Source organism: Spirosoma foliorum, from assembly GCF_014117325.1.
Classification (GTDB): Bacteria; Bacteroidota; Bacteroidia; order Cytophagales; family Spirosomataceae; genus Spirosoma; species Spirosoma foliorum.
Genome location: NZ_CP059732.1, coordinates 1,418,750 through 1,436,988, shown reverse-complemented (window position 1 = coordinate 1,436,988; position 18,239 = coordinate 1,418,750). Strand labels below are relative to the sequence as shown.

General features: G+C 47.3%; 12 protein-coding genes. 6 read left to right on the top strand and 6 right to left on the bottom strand.

Annotated features, from left to right (window positions below; genetic code table 11):
- Positions 1 to 310: 310 nt before the first annotated feature.
- Entirely contained in the window at positions 311 to 481 is a 171-nt protein-coding gene (locus H3H32_RS05810) for a DUF1059 domain-containing protein (RefSeq protein WP_182461710.1), read from the bottom strand.
- A 395-nt stretch (positions 482 to 876) separates the two neighbouring features.
- On the opposite strand from H3H32_RS05810, the gene H3H32_RS05805 reads away from it, so the two are divergent.
- Complete coding sequence (locus H3H32_RS05805; RefSeq protein WP_182461709.1) at positions 877 to 3,846, top strand: glycosyltransferase family 117 protein; 2,970 nt, start codon at positions 877 to 879, stop codon at positions 3,844 to 3,846.
- A 408-nt stretch (positions 3,847 to 4,254) separates the two neighbouring features.
- On the opposite strand, the gene H3H32_RS05800 is transcribed toward H3H32_RS05805, so the two are convergent.
- The gene (locus tag H3H32_RS05800) at positions 4,255 to 6,495 is read right to left on the bottom strand and encodes a beta strand repeat-containing protein (protein WP_240543669.1); all 2,241 of its coding nucleotides are present in this window, start codon (positions 6,493 to 6,495) and stop codon (positions 4,255 to 4,257) included.
- Positions 6,496 to 6,994: 499 nt separating this feature from the next.
- Between H3H32_RS05800 and H3H32_RS05795 the strand changes: the two genes are divergently transcribed.
- Both H3H32_RS05795 and H3H32_RS05790 read left to right on the top strand, forming a co-directional pair.
- Complete coding sequence (locus H3H32_RS05795) at positions 6,995 to 8,938, top strand: hypothetical protein (protein ID WP_182461708.1); 1,944 nt, start codon at positions 6,995 to 6,997, stop codon at positions 8,936 to 8,938.
- Positions 8,939 to 8,975: 37 nt separating this feature from the next.
- Positions 8,976 to 9,587 (top strand): carbohydrate-binding protein, encoded by a 612-nt coding sequence (locus H3H32_RS05790; RefSeq protein WP_182461707.1) that lies wholly within the window; start codon positions 8,976 to 8,978, stop codon positions 9,585 to 9,587.
- A 17-nt stretch (positions 9,588 to 9,604) separates the two neighbouring features.
- Here H3H32_RS05790 and H3H32_RS05785 read toward each other — a convergent pair whose 3' ends face one another.
- Positions 9,605 to 10,483: an N-acetylmuramoyl-L-alanine amidase-like domain-containing protein gene (locus H3H32_RS05785; protein WP_182461706.1), complete on the bottom strand. Its 879-nt coding sequence runs from the start codon at positions 10,481 to 10,483 to the stop codon at positions 9,605 to 9,607.
- A 63-nt stretch (positions 10,484 to 10,546) separates the two neighbouring features.
- Positions 10,547 to 12,274, bottom strand: coding sequence for an alpha-amylase family glycosyl hydrolase (locus H3H32_RS05780; RefSeq protein WP_182461705.1), 1,728 nt, complete (start codon positions 12,272 to 12,274; stop codon positions 10,547 to 10,549).
- Positions 12,275 to 12,404: 130 nt separating this feature from the next.
- On the opposite strand from H3H32_RS05780, the gene H3H32_RS05775 reads away from it, so the two are divergent.
- The 3 genes from H3H32_RS05775 to pgmB all read left to right on the top strand — a co-directional run bounded on the left by H3H32_RS05775 (position 12,405) and on the right by pgmB (position 16,859).
- Entirely contained in the window at positions 12,405 to 14,276 is a 1,872-nt protein-coding gene (locus H3H32_RS05775) for a glycoside hydrolase family 13 protein (protein ID WP_182461704.1), read from the top strand.
- Between the two features lie 66 nt (positions 14,277 to 14,342).
- A complete protein-coding gene (locus H3H32_RS05770; protein WP_182461703.1) occupies positions 14,343 to 15,926 on the top strand; it encodes a sensor histidine kinase in 1,584 nt (527 codons plus the stop codon).
- Between the two features lie 276 nt (positions 15,927 to 16,202).
- Positions 16,203 to 16,859 (top strand): beta-phosphoglucomutase, encoded by a 657-nt coding sequence (gene pgmB, locus H3H32_RS05765; RefSeq protein WP_182461702.1) that lies wholly within the window; start codon positions 16,203 to 16,205, stop codon positions 16,857 to 16,859.
- A 110-nt stretch (positions 16,860 to 16,969) separates the two neighbouring features.
- On the opposite strand, the gene H3H32_RS05760 is transcribed toward pgmB, so the two are convergent.
- Positions 16,970 to 17,506: an RBBP9/YdeN family alpha/beta hydrolase gene (locus H3H32_RS05760; protein WP_182461701.1), complete on the bottom strand. Its 537-nt coding sequence runs from the start codon at positions 17,504 to 17,506 to the stop codon at positions 16,970 to 16,972.
- Between the two features lie 60 nt (positions 17,507 to 17,566).
- The gene (locus H3H32_RS05755; RefSeq protein ID WP_182461700.1) at positions 17,567 to 18,139 is read right to left on the bottom strand and encodes a hypothetical protein; all 573 of its coding nucleotides are present in this window, start codon (positions 18,137 to 18,139) and stop codon (positions 17,567 to 17,569) included.
- Between the last annotated feature and the right edge of the window lie 100 nt (positions 18,140 to 18,239).

Genomic DNA, 18,239 nt, shown 5'->3' with positions numbered 1-18,239 from the left:
CGGTGTGACCCCAATGGAGTCACACCGAATCCTTGATCTGTGAGGGCACCTAGAATGTACACACATTTTTGACTCAGGCTAATCAGCCCTGTAAGGGCGTCCTGTCAATAGGTATTGATGCTTAGTAAGGGCCCGAAGCGCCGTAGGTGCGACCTGATCCTATCAATATAGGTCGCACCTACGGCGCTTCAGGGTAAGCTTAGTCCTCTTCTATTAACAGGTCACTCCTAACGGAGTTTAAACATCCCCAAAAATGTGTGTATACTCTAGGTGAGGACACAGACCGAGGATATGGGGTACAAATAAATCACTAAGCTTCCCGAATAAGGTGCTTGATTTGGGCGGCCATGTCGGGCGTAACCGTTACCTGATGCGCTTCCTGCGCATGTTGGGCAGCTAATTCTAACACTTCGGTTTCACTTTCGGCCTGGATCACACCGGGGCAATCGAAACCAACGTCTTTGCAGTGTAGTACTTTCATGATCGGAAGAATTTTGAGGGTGAAGTTTGAGTGGTTTTTAGTTTGTCATTTGTAGGATCGACGAAAGGTACTGCCTACCGAAAAAGCTAAGTTTAAGACTCGATGTAAGGCAGGATCGACTTTAAACGTGGGGCTTATGGAGCTATAAGTGGTTAAAGTCTTTTGGCAGGACGCTCTTCAATTGGAAACAAATTGTTGCTTTAAGCAATAGCTACCCAAGCTTGTAATAGCGTATTTCCACCGAGGTGTTATCAAGAAACCTATACAAATGTTAAATAACTATAAATCAATTACTTATTAACATTTCTTAACAGAAGCAGCAAGCTGGTAAAGCAGGTCAGACTGTAGTTTTGGCGAGTTCTTACACAAATACATATCGCTAAATCTCTACGTCTATGGTCTCCTTTAAACGCCTGAACAATTGGGTCGGATGGCTTGTATTTTCCATTGCTTTCATCACCTACGCCCTCACCGTGGAACGAACGGCCAGCTTCTGGGACTGTGGTGAGTTCATTGCCTCTTCGTTCAAACTCCAGATTCCTCATCCGCCCGGTGCACCCTTGTTTCTTCTGTTGGGTCGAATTTTCTCGATGCTATCTTTTGGCGACCTGACTCGTGTAGCGTACTGGGTCAACATGGGGTCTGTACTGGCCAGCGCCTTCACGATTCTATTCTTATTCTGGACAATTACGCTACTTACCCGAAAACTACTGGGCAATCGAGACGCCGACCAATCCAATGAAGCCTATACCCTTACCGACAAGCTGTTGATCCTTGGCACAGGGGCCGTTGGTGCATTGGCGTATACCTTCTCCGACACGTTCTGGTTTTCGGCCGTTGAAGCGGAAGTGTATGGCATGTCGTCCTTTTTTACCGCCATCGTTATTTGGGCAGCCTTCAAGTGGGAACGCATTCAGGATGATGCCGCAGCCAACCGTTGGTTAATTTTGACGGCTTACCTAATCGGTTTATCCATTGGGGTTCACTTGCTCAATCTGGTGATTATTCCCGCGCTTGCCCTTATTTACTACTTCAAAAAATACCCGCAGCCCACCTTTTGGGGAGGCACAGCCGCGCTGGGAATTGGGTTGGCCATACTCGGTATTATTAATGCGTCGATACCGGGTTTGCCGGGCATGGCTTTTTTCGTGGAACGCCTGTTTGTCAATACGTTCGGGCTTCCTTTTAATTCAGGTGTGATTTTCTTTACGCTGGCTTTATTAGGAGCCGTTGGGTACGGCATCGTCTGGTCTGCCCGACAAAAGCGGGTGACCCTGAACACGTCATTACTCGGTCTGGCGTTTCTATTGATTGGCTATGCCTCGTATATGCAGGTTTTGGTACGAGCGAACTTCAATCCACCTATTAACGAAAATAACCCCGATGATGTACTGAATTTCCGGTCTTACCAAAATCGGGAGCAGTATGGAAGCCGTTCGCTGTTGTTCGGTCCAATCTTTACAGCTCGACCAATCGATCAGAAAAAAGGTGCCCCGATGTGGAAAAAACAGGGCGACAAGTACGTCATTTACGATTACCAGCCCGACTATATCTATGCGCCCGGCTATGAAATGCTGTTTCCACGCGTGTATAGTAGTCACTTCAATCATCCACAATTATACCGGCAGATGTTAGGGCTCGCCGAAGGGCAAAAACCTACGATGGGCGACAATCTTCGTTTTCTGTTTACCTACCAGCTCAACCATATGTGGTGGCGCTATCTGATGTGGAATTTTACGGGTCGGGAAAGCGACGAAGAAGGCGCGGGTTACCTCCTACCCTGGTCATCGGATCAGAACGTACCCGACTTGTTGAAAGCGAATAAAGCCCACGACAATTTCTACATGCTGCCCTTTCTGTTGGGGCTCTTTGGTATGGTATTTCAGTACCTCCGTCGTCGTCACGACTTTCTTATCATTGGCTTCCTGTTTTTGATTACGGGTATTGGTCTTCAGATTTTCCTCAATTCCCCTCCTTCCGAACCCCGCGAACGTGATTATATATACGTTGGTTCGTATTACTTCTTCGCCATTTGGCTAGGCTTGGGTGTGTTGGCTCTTGTTGAATTTCTGCGCGCCTTTCTGGTTCGATTTAAATCGGTAACGTTCCGAAATGAATTCGTCATTGGCATGTGTTTGCTGGTGCCCGTTATGATGTGCGTTAAAAGCTGGGATAACCACAACCGCGATCATCGCTTTCATTCGGTCGATTTTGCCAAGAATATGCTCAACTCATGCGCGCCGAATTCCATTCTGTTTACCGAAGGCGACAATGATACCTTTCCGCTTTGGTACGTGCAGGAAGTTGAAAGTTTCCGACGTGATGTGCGGGTGTGTAACCTCAGCCTGTTAGGTACGGAGTGGTATATTCAGCAAATGAAGCGCAAAACGTACGAGTCCGATGCTGTACCGATGTCGCTAGAATTTGATCAGTTTAATAAAGGCAAAAATGATATTATTCCCTTTTACGAGGTAGCTGGTGTAAAAAATGGTATCGACCTGAAGCAGTATATTAACCTCGTTAAAACCAATAATCCGGCCATTCAGGTACCGCTGACAACGGGTGATATGACGAATATTCTCCCCTCGTCGGTGTTGTTTTTGCCTATAGACAAGCAGGCCGTCGATCAGGCGAAGTTCGTTCCGGCTAATCTACGGCCACTGCTGAAAGATACCTTACAATGGACGCTTGGCAATAAAGATCTCTTCAAGCCCGACCTGGTTATGCTCGATATGATTGCCACCAATAATTGGCAACGCCCTATTTATTTTTCGAGTACACTGGCCAATGAGCATTACCTGAATCTGAAGAATTACATGCAGCTAGAAGGTTATACCTATCGGCTGATGCCGGTGGCAATACCAGGGGCTACAGATGGCTACGTCAACTCCGACATTATGTATGATAACATGATGAATAAGACGTTCTGGCGGGAGTTTGATAACCCCGCTGTTTATTACGACGACACCTACAAAGGGCCACCTGTTATCTCGGCAAGAATAGCTTTCTTTCGGCTGGCCGATCAATTAATTCGGGAAGGCAAATCCGACAAAGCCCGCAAGGTTCTCGACTATTCGCTGAAAGTGATGCCCGATAAGAGCATTCCGTACGATCAGATCTCATCCAATTATGTACGGTTCCTGTTTGCGGTAAACGACACAAAAAAAGCCCTGACCATTGCCGACACCATGGCCACTCGTGCCGATCAGAACCTGGTGTACGCCAGAAATAACCAGAGTCGTAGTCCGAATGCGGATTTATACATCCTCCAAACGATAGTGGAAGCCTGCAAAGAAGCAAATCAGCAAACGGCTGCCCTGAAGTATGAAGCCATTTTCCAAAAGCACCTAAGCATCTTTGGTTGAGTCAGTTTAACCCATAATCATCCCATAGGGATAAAACAGCGAAGCGTCGGTAGTAAAGTAAGTTTTGTGTAGAATCAGTGTGCCGTTAGGTATGCAACTGGTCTCGTACCTAACGGCACGAATAGAAAAACTCTTGAATTTTCCTACCGACGCTTCGCTCTTAAGCCCCTATCGGGGCAAAAGCTTGATTAATTGATTAAACCCCGCTCCCTTCCTCTGAAAAGTCGAGGGGTAAACATCTAGTAAACAAAACAACAGCCCTACCAATCATGGTAGGGCTGCTTTCATAGGTTGGTAGTTGAAAAGCATTCTCCAAGGCATTCACCACACCCCTGAAGTAATGTACGCAGACAATTCTAAAATCGTTGCGTTGCATTCGGGCATTTAGAGAACTTTAATCTACCCACCCTACCGTTTATTGTTAACTGACATTTTAAGTTGATTTTCCAGCCTCTGAATCCGCCGGTTCTGCTGGTTTATTTGTTCGCTCTTTTGCTGATCCGCCTTTTTCATATCAATCATATACAAGGTCAGCTCTTCCACTTTCTCTAGCAATTTAGCGTTCATTTTTACCAGATCAACACCCTCGCAGACCACCTGTTCTGCCGATGGCACACCCGGTAAATGGCCATGTTCATTAATATAGGCAGCTACAGAATCCAACGATTTCAATACATAAGTAGACTCGAAGACTTTATCGCTCCATTCCGCAACATTATTAATACGCAGTTGATAACGAGCTTTCACCACATCACCTTGTTCATTTACCGTCAGAAATTGATCGGTAGATTGGGAAGCTGGACTACTGGCTGTCAGCTGAGTTAATCGAAAACCACTGGCATCGGGTGTTTCACCTACCACTTCCAGGCGGGTCATCGGCGTCGATGTACCAATGCCCACATTGGCATTATTACCCAGCACGATAGCATTGCTCACACCCACTTTTGCATCGGCCCCGATGGCCGTAGCGTGCGTTAAGTTCTGCGCCAAAACATCGGTTCCTGTACCCAGGAGTATATTGTGCGACCCCTTATCGAACTGCCCCGAATTATAACCTAAATAAACATTATCGTTCCCGTCCAGATTCGAAGGCCCCGCACCATTCCCAACAATGGTATTGCGGCTTCCGGTAGTATTTCCTCGACCAGTTCCTACGCCCATAAAGGTATTGCCTTTCCCCGTAGTCGTTGCAAAGCCCGACTGGTAGCCAATGAATGTATTTGAATCGGCAACGGCATTATAACCCGACTGGAAACCTAAGTATGTGCTTTTCTGCCCCGTCAGATTTGTAAACCCAGCTTTGGAACCAAGCATCACATTGCCATCGCTATTCGTGTTGAAACCTGCACTATCGCCGATGATTACGTTTTTGTTGCCCGTTTGAATTTTATTGGCTGCCCGAAGTCCAACGGATATATTATTCGATCCTGTCGTATTTCGCAGCCCCGCTGAAATGCCTAAAAATGTATTACCGGAACCCGTAGTGTTAAAGGAGCCTGTATTACCACCCATGAATGCATTACTGGACCCGGTAGTATTCTCATAACCAGCCGAATTTCCAATAAAGGTATTTGTCGCACCTATTGTATTATTATAGCCAGCATTGTTACCAATAAAGGCATTTTGAGAGCCAGTCGTCGTAGCTTGTCCAGCATATGAACCGACAAAGGCATTAAAACTACCCGTTGTGTTAGCCTGCCCAGCGTTGGTACCAATTAAGGTATTTCCAGCACCCGTTGTGTTGTTGTACCCTGCATTGCTTCCTAAAAAAGTACTGCCTCCACCTGTCGTATTTAAGTAACCGGCTGCATTGCCAATGAACGTGTTACCAGATCCAATAGTCGTATTAAACCCAGAATTATACCCCAAAAAGGTATTTTGAGAGCCCATTGTGTTGTTATTGCCCGACGAAAAGCCAACAAAGCTATTCTGCGTACCTGTTACGTTTAAGGTACCTGCACTGCTTCCTAAAAATGTATTATTGGCCCCAGTGGTCGTTACCTGACCTGCCAAACTACCCACAAACGTATTTCCGGAGGCCGTTGAACTAGTATAACCAGCACGGTAGCCTATGTATGCATTATTAGAACCAGCGGAGTTCGTATAACCGGCATCACTCCCAATGAAGGTGTTGAAATAACCTGTATTATTCGTATAACCCGAATTGTTTCCAACAAAGACATTATTGTAGCCTATGGTATTTAGTCGCCCAGCGCCATTGCCGATGAAAGCATTAAAACTAGCCGTGGTCGTCGATAAACCCGATTCATATCCGATAAATGTATTTCGATTTCCGGTGGTTGCCGCCTGACCTGACATTGAGCCTAGAAACGTATTATAATTCCCAGTGATGCTATTTGTTCCCGACCGGTGACCCATAAATGTATTATCGATCCCTGTAGTATTATACCTACCAGCCCCATTACCAATAAACGTATTTTCATAGCCTCCTGTAGTAGATATGCCACTTTGAAAGCCATAAAACGAATTAAAATAGCCCGTTAACGTACCGTTCCCTGCGGTAGGACCAACGATCGTATTATACGTACCCGGCGAATTCGCATTCGCAGAGGTAATAACGTAGTTCGTTTGTGCCAATACAAGGTTTGCGACGAAGCTAAGAAGCGCAGTTAGTACGGTTATTCGCATATAATAGAAGATAAAACTTACCGAGTATATATAGTTATAGATAAAAAAGAGTTAATAAAACGGTGGTATATGTTACTCTCTTAAACTAATAGCAAACACCTAGCCAAATCCATATTTTGAACGTATACGAACGACAAAAAATGGGCACAAATAAAAATAATCCTATTTCTCAATCGCTTGATTTGTCTAAAAAATAGGCCAACTGTATCTAAATCAGACAGAACAGATACAGATCGCAGAAGAAAGATCAAGTAAAATTTAAGTTTTAAATGGTAGCAGAAAGACGTTAGGGGACCAGCCCTTAACTATCCATGCAATTACCGTTCGCTAATAATATTGCACACTCCACTACTTTGGTCAGATTCTTGCTAAGTATCGTTTTTAGGAATTCCGATGATACTACTAGAAAAAAATCACATTATAGTCCATTCTAAAGGAGTCATTACCTTATATATCCACCGCTATAGACGTATCTATTTTATTCTAGTCTCTATGTCTTATGCTCAACGACACGTATGCTACGGCTTTAAATGCTGACTTTGTCCCTAATCCGGTAGCTCCAAATGAAACCTATGCAACAGCCTCAAATGGTGATTTTACCCTCAATCCGCCTGTAACTGTACAGACGATTGTGGCCAACCCTGAGGTATTTACTCCAGCGGTGGAGTGGAACTCAGCAGGGAAGGCCCGAATTGTCAACACGGTACAATTAACTACCCAAGGATCAGAATCTGTCTATTACTTTATAGGTGGCATGACGGCAGTAACCAGTCTGCCAACTACGTATGACTTTAATCCAGGTGATAGTATATCAATCATCATGGTAATTGCCTACCTTCCAACCAGCCCATATAACTGGACTCGGAAAGCGTTCGCTCACATCCTTTTGGGTGCAGACCCTCCTCCTGTCTACCAGTCTACGCTTCCTTACCGCGTAACCCGACCAGCCTGGCTTTCCCCAACCGATATCTGGATGGCTCGTGGTATGAAGGACGCACCTACCCTGTCTCTGCCCGATAACCGGATATTCACCATTGTTCGGAAACGAACAGATATTACCTCCGACAGCATTGTTACACTTCGTCGAGGAGGAGTACAGGCGGTAATGGACAACAATCTCCCTAATACGCAACGAATTAGCTGGACACATAGTCAAGACCTTCAAACACCGGGTGCTCCTGGTCCGTATACGGGAAGCGATGGCTATGGTGGACAAAGCCTAAGTAACGACGATATAGTTAGGGCCAGCAACAGCATACCATGCGCCTTGTTCGAGGCCAATGAGTTTCAGGAAGGTTCCTATGGAATGCCCGGTTATTCACCTCAGTATTTCCAATGGTATGCCGCCAGGCTACAAAAATACAGGAGCCCTGATTTCAATCCTGCCGGACTGCCCTTTCGTGATTTTGGAACCTATGGTGGTGATGCCAACTACAACGGCGACCCCTGGAATTATCAGGTACCTGGTGGTGGCAATAAAATGCCTAACGATACCCTGTTTAAACAGAAGATTACCAGTGTCGATGGCGCTCGCCAAACGTGCAATTATTTTTTCCCCAACGCAGGGCTCGAAGCCATGGGAGTTGGTGCCATCATAAAACACTATGCCGATCAGCCTGACTATGCCAGTCGTTATTATAATAAAGCTTTTGCGGCAGAAGTAATGGCTAAAGGTATCAATGACACTCCTGCTGGCATTCCTCCGTTTCAATTAATTTATCTGGACTGGGGCAAAGTAGAAGGACTTGGCAACGAAAATGGTGCCTTACACAACGGCTACTTTTTCACCCGTTCGGTAAGCAATCTGGGTACTCTTAAAACAGCTGTTCACCCTCAGGTTGATTATGACTGGCAGGTAGGCAATATCTTCGGCATTGGTTTTTGCCGTACCATTGGTTATATCATTTTTGATACCCGAAGTCAGTATGACCAATACGGCACTAATCCTAACGAAGTGAAGGCCAGAGACCCTAACGCGAATCCGTCAACCTGGCAATGGCAGCCGACAAGTGCCGGTACGCCCGCTCCTATAACTTCGGCGGGCTACCCTACCGAACCGTGCCGATGGCATGATGCAGGTTTCGAAGCTGCCTACTATTACTCGCAGTGTAGCCGAACGGAAGGGGCACCCTGGCAGTACTGCCGATATCAGTTTAAGGATTCCGGTGTTTGGGTTGAACCCCAAACCGATGGGACTACTATTCTGGAACATGCGTCAGCATTCGACGGTCCTTATGCCACGAATCCTACAGCCCGGCGCGGCCGTCCCGATGCTATGTTTCGAATTAAAGATAATGCCGTAGACGTTTGGGCATTCGACCCTAGCCGTGGTAAAAACAGTTATGAAACCATTATCCTAAACCCGGTTCCTAATGTCCAGATAGAAGTGAATTTGCAGGGGAGCAAGTTGGCTCTTTTCAACACGGTTCAATTTTTCTTCTGACAAGCTCACTATATAAAAACATAAATCATTAACAAACATGGCATTAGGCACGCAACTTATCCGAATTCGTCGTACAAGCGATGGGCAGGTGATTTACCTGGCAACAGCTCTACGAAACACCGCCGATTATCCGCTAAATAGCGCAGGACAAGCAGCTTTCGAAGCGGCTGTTGGTGCTGGAAGCTTCACCCTCACAGTCGACAACGGCGCCATTATTCCGGCAGGAACAATACCACCCCTGATCAAACCTGGCGCTGTAACCAGCCCGGCTTTCTCGCAAAAGATCCAGGCCGAAGATGCAGCAGGAACAGGAACCTCATCAGGGCCTGCTGCCGATAACAATGTACGTGGCCCCTATGCCACAAGCAGTGATTACCTGGTTTATACAGTAACAGGCATACCAACCACAGCGTCTAATTATACATTGATCGTACGATATCAATCAGTTGCACAGGCATCAGGCATTGCCAGCCTTATTATTAATGGAGCGGCTCCAATTGACTTTCCGATAGAAGGAACTGACGGGGGAATGCGCACCTACACGGCAACCATTTCGCTAACGCCAGGCAATAATACGATTCGGATTCAGGGGAAATCAGGTTCGCCTTTTTTTCAGGATTATATTCTTGTTACGCGACCTGCTGGTTAGCAATTATCGGCCGAAAATCACTCACCACTTGCCGTTGCTGCTATCGATGTGCTGACCGCACGTAAACGAGCTACCCGAATGCCTGAAAGCCGCTTATGCTCCAGCACATAATCGCTTATTGGATAGGGCGTAATGACTACCGCTCCCAGATCGGATGATGCGTGCAGAAGGTGCATTCGTCCATCCAGTTGCCGAATGGCAAGACCTACATGCTTCATGTCTAAACCAGGACGGGCGGCTGTCAGCATAATGATGTCGCCTTCACGAAGTTGCGCTTCGGCTTGCCGAATGTTTTTCTTTGGAATAAACGAGAAAGCCTTTTGACTAATTGCCGCTTCCGTTTGCGCAACCTGTTTGAAAACAGCAGGATCATTCAGATGCGGATATTTGTAAATTGAGGTGGTCATGTACGAAACTGGCTTAGCCACCGACAAGCTACCGGGCAACTCACGGGTCACATCGGTCACGAGTCCTTTACGCTCGTTGTCGCCAAGCCAGTCTGAGAAATAATGTAAACGACTGGCATACCCATCAATACGGCCATCCCGATAGCGAAGTTTGGTCAGGTACTTCCGAAATGTTTGCTCAAAAACAAATTGATTTTGCTTATCTGGTGTGTCCTGATAAGCTAATGAAAGCGCCAGTACAGTCTCCAGATAGGTTGTACAATCAAACTCACGAACATTCACCACCAGCTGTTCGGTTGGGTTTGCGTCCAGTGTATGCGGAACATAGGGTCGGCCTATGAATTGCTTGCCAATAGTAATGGTTGTTTCGGGGGCAGTTTTACCACCTACAAGGGTCAACGACTGTAGGTTTGTCGACAAAACAAGCTCCTGAGCCTGGCTCGTTATGGCTACCAGCAGCAGGCAAAATGTAGTAAACAGTCTTAGCATAGGTGGGTATTTGTTTTCAACCATACACTATTGACTACGTACGGCTTGAAAAGTACCATGAATCTACGATTTAATTTCGAGTACATATACAGCTCTGGGTGGCAATAAAACAGGAACCCCCGCCAACCCAACACTTTCAATCTGCGTATCGCTGAGGAATATATCACAGAACTGATAAGTACCGGTTGGGTCCAGTCCCATAGCACCAAAGGCCAGATTTGGTATCATAACCGTTGTTTCGTAGGTCGAGAAATTCGAGAAATTACAGATAATCAGCAACTTTTGCCGCTCGGTGTAACGAAGATAGCTATAGACCTGATGCGCATCGTAACCCGCACTTTGGCCCTGATCATTGACGTATTGCAAGTCATAGAAATACCCGTTTTGAATCGCATCAGATCCGCTGACCAGGTAGTTCAATTGTTGATAAAATAAGCGCAACCGGCGTTGGCCATCAGTTAAACCACCTCCGTCGTACTGCCCGTGGTTGATATACCCCTGCCAGTCGGGCAGTCCCCAATAGTCAAAGATGGTGGTCCGGCCATCGTCACCACTGAAACCTTCGGTCCCTTCGGCCCGCACGCCGATCTCCTGACCAAAATAGAGCAACATGGGACCCGTATGCATGGTGGCCAACAGCGTCATTCCGGGCACTGCGGCCCAGGGATCGTTGGTAAAGAATCGGGATGCAATGCGCTGTTCATCATGGGTTTCCAGAAACCGAAGCATGTGTTGCGCAAAATCGCCGGATTCCTGCTGCCATACCCGAGTGAGGTCGTAGCAGGAGCCATGATTTTCCATCAACCGCCGAACAGCATCGTACAGCCCGACTTTATCGTAGAGATAATCGAACCCACCTCCGAAAATAAACGAACGATACAAGCCAGGGTCGTAAATCTCGGCGATGAAAATCATCCGGGGATAACGCTGCTTAACCCGACTGATTGCCCACTGCCAGAATTCAACCGGTACCAAATGAGCCATATCGCATCGGAATCCATCAATGCCTTTATCCGCCCAGAACAGCAGAATATCGAGCATCTTATGCCAGGTCGTCGGCACAGGGTCAAACTGGGTCGTTCCGTCAAAAATGTTGTAGCCGTAGTTCAGCTTAACCGTTTCGTACCAGTCGTTGATATCGGGAGTTGCCGTAATCGACCCGCTGCCCGTCACTTTAGCTGGAAACTCATGCAACTTATTGACACTATTCTGTGGATATAAATGATCTTGCGGGCCAACAAAGGTTTGCCCAGGTAGATAATAAAAATTGTTCTGACCCGAAAAGATAACGGTCGTATTATCATTCTGGCCGAGGTCCTCAACGCCCGCGGGTTTCACATCGGACTGGTACTGGCGGGCCACATGGTTCGGTACAAAGTCGATAATAACTTTCAACCCATTGGCATGGGTACGCTGAACCAATGCCTCGAATTCGGCCATACGATCGGGTACGCTGACAGCCAGATCAGGGTCAACATCGTAGTAATCTTTAACCGCATAGGGCGAACCAGCTTTACCCTTCACCACAGCCGGATCGTCGGGATGTATACCATTGGCAGAATAATCAGTTTGGGTAGCGTGTTCAATAATGCCCGTAAACCAGATGTGCGACGCCCCAAACTGCCGGATCGATTTTAGAGCCGCATCGTTGATGTCGTTGAATTTTCCGACGCCATTTTCATCACGACTTCCGTTTGTCTGGTTCGTTGTATTCTGATTGCCAAACAGGCGCGTAAAAATCTGGTAAATAATCAGTTTGTCCATTACTGGAACAACAGACGAGGTATACATAGAACGGGTAAAAGTCAGGTTGTGGGAACACGTCAGGTTCGTAACCACAAAACTATGGCCTTTTTCAACGAAAATCTTGGGTTATTTTTACGTTCTTGTTGCATTATTTTTAGTTCTTCGACTGCTACCTATGAAACGATCTGTTTTTACGCTCCTAATCGCCCTATTCTCTCATTTTAGCGCATCGTATGCCCAGAATGCGCTGATCCAGCGGGTTAACCCAACCAACTGGTGGGTAGGGATGAAAAACCCGAATTTGCAATTGTTAGTATACGGTCCTAATGCCGGAACGTTGGCCTATTCGCTTACGTATCCGGGCGTAAAACTGGTAAAAACGCACACTGTCGAAAACCCCAACTACGCGTTCCTTGACCTCGTCATTGCCGCTACCGCAAAACCCGGCACTCTGAAACTGATCGGCAAACGGGGCAATCAGACGCTTACCCAACCCTTTGAGTTAAAGGCTCGCGATACCAGCCCGAAAGGCCAGGGCGTTACTTCTGCCGACTTTATTTATCTGGCAATGCCCGACCGCTTTGCCAACGGCGATCAAAGCAACGACAAGTTTGCGGATATGGCCGACCCCAACGCCGACCGTAGTAACCCTTTCTATCGGCATGGGGGCGATTTAGCTGGGGCAGCTCAACGGATCAATTACCTGAAAGATCTGGGGGTTACAGCCATCTGGTTCACACCTGTGATTGAAAATAACCAGCCCCTTACGAATGAAGGTGGCGCGATGCGGTCAGCCTATCACGGCTATGGCTTTACGGATCACTATGCCGTTGATCGTCGCTTCGGTGGTAACGAAGCTTATAAATCCTTTGTGAAGGAGGCCCATGCAGCCGGGCTGAAAGTAGTGCAGGATGCGGTGTACAACCATTGCGGCATCAACCATTGGTTTATTAAAGATATGCCCAGCAAAGATTGGCTCCATCAGTGGCCGACGTACACGAACACATCTTACAAGTACCAGCCCATAACTGATCCCCACGGTGCCGAAAGTGACCGTAAAGTGACCCTCGATGGCTGGTTCGTACCGTTTCTGCCCGACCTCAATCAGAGCAATCCGTTCGTCGCTAATTTCCTGATTCAGCACGCGGTCTGGTCGGTCGAGAACTTTGGCGTCGATGCCTGGCGTATTGATACCTACATGTACAACGATCAGCCCTTTATGAATCGCTGTAACCAGGCGCTGATGACTGAGTACCCAAAAATTCACATCTTCGGCGAATCGTGGGTTAATAATGTGGTGGATCAGGCGTACTATACGCGCAACAAAATCGATTTCCCCTTTAAGTCGAACCAGCCCGGTGGACTCGATTTTGTACTCTATGCTTCGATGAACGATGCCCTGAAACAGAAATTCAGCTGGGATGACGGCGTGAATCGCTTTTATCAGGCGCTTGCCCAGGATGCTGTTTATCAAGACCCCACCAAACTGGTGACTTTTCTGGACAACCACGACACCGATCGTTACCTGTCGGTCATTGGGGAGGATTTCGAAAAGTATAAAATTGGCCTTACCTGGCTGCTGACCACACGCGGTATCCCCTCCATGTACTACGGCACCGAAATTTTGATGAAGAATTTTAAAGACCCATCGGATGCCGAAGTTCGACGTGATTTCCCCGGTGGTTTCCCCGGCGATAAAGAGAATAAGTTTGAAACGGCAGGGCGTACCAATCGGGAAAACGAAGCTTTCCAGTTCGTGCGGAAGTTAGCTACCTACCGGCGAGACAATCCCGTAATGCACACGGGTAAGCTCATGCAATTTCTACCGCAGGAAGGCACGTATGTCTATTTCCGGTACGATGGGCGCAAAACCGTTATGGTCGCCACCAATACCAACGAAAAAGAAATTACGTTGAATACTGCTCGTTTTGGAGAACGCCTGAAAGGCTTCTCATCAGCAAAAAACATTCTGAATGATCAGGTAATCACCGATTTGAGCAATGTATTCCTCCCGGCAAAAACGGCCGTTGTGCTAGAATTGAACTAATTGTTGATTAAGTTGGCGTAAGTTATTGGGTCCAGACCGGTCTGGACCTAATTCTCAACGTATCTCATGACTCCATCAAGCTCATTTGGTCAGTCAAGTGACGATCGACTGTCATCGCCCGAGACTATACAGTTAGCTCTGGCTGCGTACGATGCATCGCTGAACAGCATTATTTCGATGGTCGCCATTCGGGATCAGGAGCGGAATATTGTTGATTTTCTGATCGAAACAGCGAACCCGATGACGGAACAGAGTTTGTCTATGCCTCCCAACGAACTGATTGGAAAGCATATGCTCGAACTATTCCCCAGAGCGATTGAGTTAGGGATACTTGCCTTGTTTGAACGCGTGGTCGAAACGGGTCAGGCGGTGCAACTCACCCAATATTACGCCGATGAGCATGTGCCGGAATCCTGGTTCGATTTATCGGCGGTTCGGTCGGAGTCCGAGCATGTGGTGGTAACTTTTTTGAATATTACTGCCAGTAAGCGGGTAGAACTGGACATGAAACGTCAGGCCGAACTGCTCAAAACGGTACTTGATCATACACAAACAGCCATTTCCCGACATGAAGCCATTCGGGACCAGACCGGAAAAATTATTGATTTCCGAGCTGTACTGGCCAATCGGCATTCTATTCGTATGTGGGGCGATCAGGCCGAAGCCATTCTAACGAAAAGCTTTTTCGAGGTTTCAACCGTCGACCAGCAACGCTATGATTTTCCGAAGTATGTACATGTTGTTGAAACGGGAGAACCCGACCTGACTGAATTTAACATTGGCGATCAATGGCTACTTCGGCTGACCGCCAAATCGGGCGATGGGGTGGTGATCTCGAATATCGACATCTCGGAAAATCGACGGTACCGACAACAGATCGAAGCGACGAATGCCGAATTAAAGCGGTCGAACGACAGCCTGCAGTCATTCGCTTACATTGCCAGCCATGATTTACAGGAGCCGCTTCGTAAAATAATTGCGTTTGGAGCCATGCTGAACGAACGCTACACAACCGTACTGGGTACAGAAGGCAGTGAAATGCTGGGTCGTATGCAGTCGGCAGCCGAACGAATGTCGGTTCTGATCCGGGATTTGCTGGACTATTCCAAAATATCGTCGCAACGCGATTCGTTCCACTCCTTTTCGCTGACCAACCTGATTGAGGATATTCTGGAAGATCTCTGGCACCCCATTCAGGATACCAATGCCCAGATTCAAATCGGTACCGACAACCCCTTGCCTAACCTAATCGGCGACCGGCCTCAACTGCGGCAGCTATTTCAAAACTTGCTATCCAACGCGCTGAAATTCCATAAAACCGACTCAGCAGGCGCTCCCATACCACCGTTCATTCAGGTATCGGCCAGGCGGATCACAAGCGCCAAATTACCCGATACAATCAGGCAGGAGTTAAAAGCGAACCAGGCCTATTGGGCCATTAGCATTGCCGACAATGGGATTGGTTTTGAGCAGAAATATGCCGAACAGATTTTCCAGGTTTTCCAGCGATTGCACAGCCGAAAACAATTTGGCGGAACTGGTATTGGGTTAGCTGTTGTCAAAAAAGTTATTGAACAACACGAAGGTGCGATTCAGGCAGACAGCGAGGCCGGAAAAGGCACAACGTTTACGGTTTACCTACCCGCCTGAGCTGGTGGTGTCGATTACTTATAACCGACACCACCAGTATACCATTTTGCAACTGTCATTCCCAACTTCCCGGTCTGGGGTTTAGCCAGCTTGATCGGTAGCACCCTTTGGCTGCTCTGGCTGGTGATCGTGGGAAATGGAATCTTGCTCCATTAATCAAAAAGTACTTACCGTGGCAAAGCGAATTGATTTCGCAATTTTTGGCGTAAGTTTTTTTTCAAACCACCAAGCAGTACCTGAATCGACTACTTTTGTCGTTTGCCAACCTGAAGCATTATGTCTATCAAAGCGTTCCTGTTCGACCTCGATGGGGTTATTGTCGACACGGCCATCTATCATTATCAAGCCTGGAAACGGCTTGCCAATGAACTCGGCTTCGATATTTCGGAAGAATTTAATGAACAACTCAAAGGTGTTAGCCGCATGGAATCGCTGGATCTGATTCTGGCGCATGGCGGATTAACCCTATCAGATGATAAAAAGAACGAACTGGCTACCCAGAAAAACCAGTGGTACCTCGAACTCGTCAGCCGCATGACTTCCGATGATATTCTGCCCGGTGTACCCGCTTTCTTCGCGCAGGTTCGTCAGGCAGGGTTGCTTACAGCACTTGGGTCGGTGAGTAAAAACGCGCCCATGATTCTGGAACGAATTGGTATGTCCGATGCGTTTGACGCCATCATCGACGGCACAAAAATCAGTAAAGGCAAGCCCGATCCAGAAGTATTTACCAAAGGAGCCGCTGAATTGGGCGTTAGTCCAGCCGAATGTGTTGTGTTTGAAGATGCAGTAGCGGGTGTCGAAGCGGGTAAGCGAGGTGGCATGTTTGTCGTGGGCCTTGGCTCGTCCGACGTACTCACCCAGGCCGACCTGGTTGCCCCTTCGCTGGAAACATTGACCGTAGAGCAGGTTTTGGAAAAGGCGTCGGTATAACAATGTAGCCTGGCCGGGCTGGCGCACCAGCGTCCACGTCCGGGTGTGAATGAACACAATTTTACCCGGACGTAGACGCTGGTGCGCCAGCCCGGCCAGGCTACATTGGGCTAATCTAATTTTTTCAGTAAAGCTAATCCCTCGGGCCAATCACCGTATCCTGAAGCTACATTGACGTGGCCGGCAGATCCAATATTCACCAATTCACTTCCCCACGCCCGAGCAAATAAAGTGGCCCGGCCCAGACTCACATAGAAATCATCGGTACTGGCGACAACAATCGAAGGGAAAGGCAATTTCGACAGCGGGACTGGCGAAAAACCAATAGTACCCGATGGATAGCTATCGGCCTCCGTATCGCTGGGAGCAACAAGTAAAGCGCCTTTTATCGGTCGCTGAAAGGTATTGGCCCAATACGCAATTGTTGAGCAGGCGAGGCTATGACCAACCAATAAAACAGTCGATGGATCACCAACCATAACGACCTGATCAAGTTTCGAAATCCAATCCTCACAAACTGGAGCGTCCCATTCTGTCTGTCCAACGCGCTCAAAATTGGGAAACTGTCGCTCCCATAGGCTTTGCCAATGTTGTTCGCCCGAGTTACCCAAACCCGGCACAATAAGTACCCTAGATGTAAAATCCATGTAGCAGTGATGGTCCAATTGGAGGCATAAGTTAGCAGGAGCTGGCTTTTTGCGAAAGGCCTACTTTGTCTTTTTCTGCGGAAAATAACTCTTCAGCACCTGGTTGCAATACCTCAGAACGGATCGATTTTTCGACTTAACATGTATGGTTTTCAATGCTTCTTCCATCAGTTTATCCAGCTGATCATTTCCAGTTAAACCAGGGGCAAAATACATTAACTGATACGGTTCAATAATGATCTCACAAGATATACCATCCGCAAAAAGTCTGTCGTCTTTCACCTTAGCCAGCCTTTCCCGATTAGCATACACATCTGCAAATGCGGTAAAAAGTTGTCGAAATTGATCCGCCTTGATTTTATGTCGGTCTGCAATAGAGGCCTGAAAATAGATAACTGGCTTTTTCGGATGCTCAGTTGCCGAGCTGTCTCTTCCCCATGAATAGGTTGGTTGATTTTCGTTATAAACATCCGTCTGCAAAAAGCTGAGGACTATGACCTTCTCGCTTTTTAGCTGAATCACTACAGAAGCTGATGGGCCAAAGGCTTGCTGAAATTTTAGAACGATCTGCTGCTGAGCTTGCAACGTGAAAGGCAAAATCCAGACATACAGAAAGAGGATCAGTTTAGTCATTCAAAAAAGGAATTAGGTGGGAATGAATTGGGGATCAGTACTCTAACGAAGTCCGGCACATTTTTCACATCAAGCTCATCCAATGTCAAACCGATTCGTC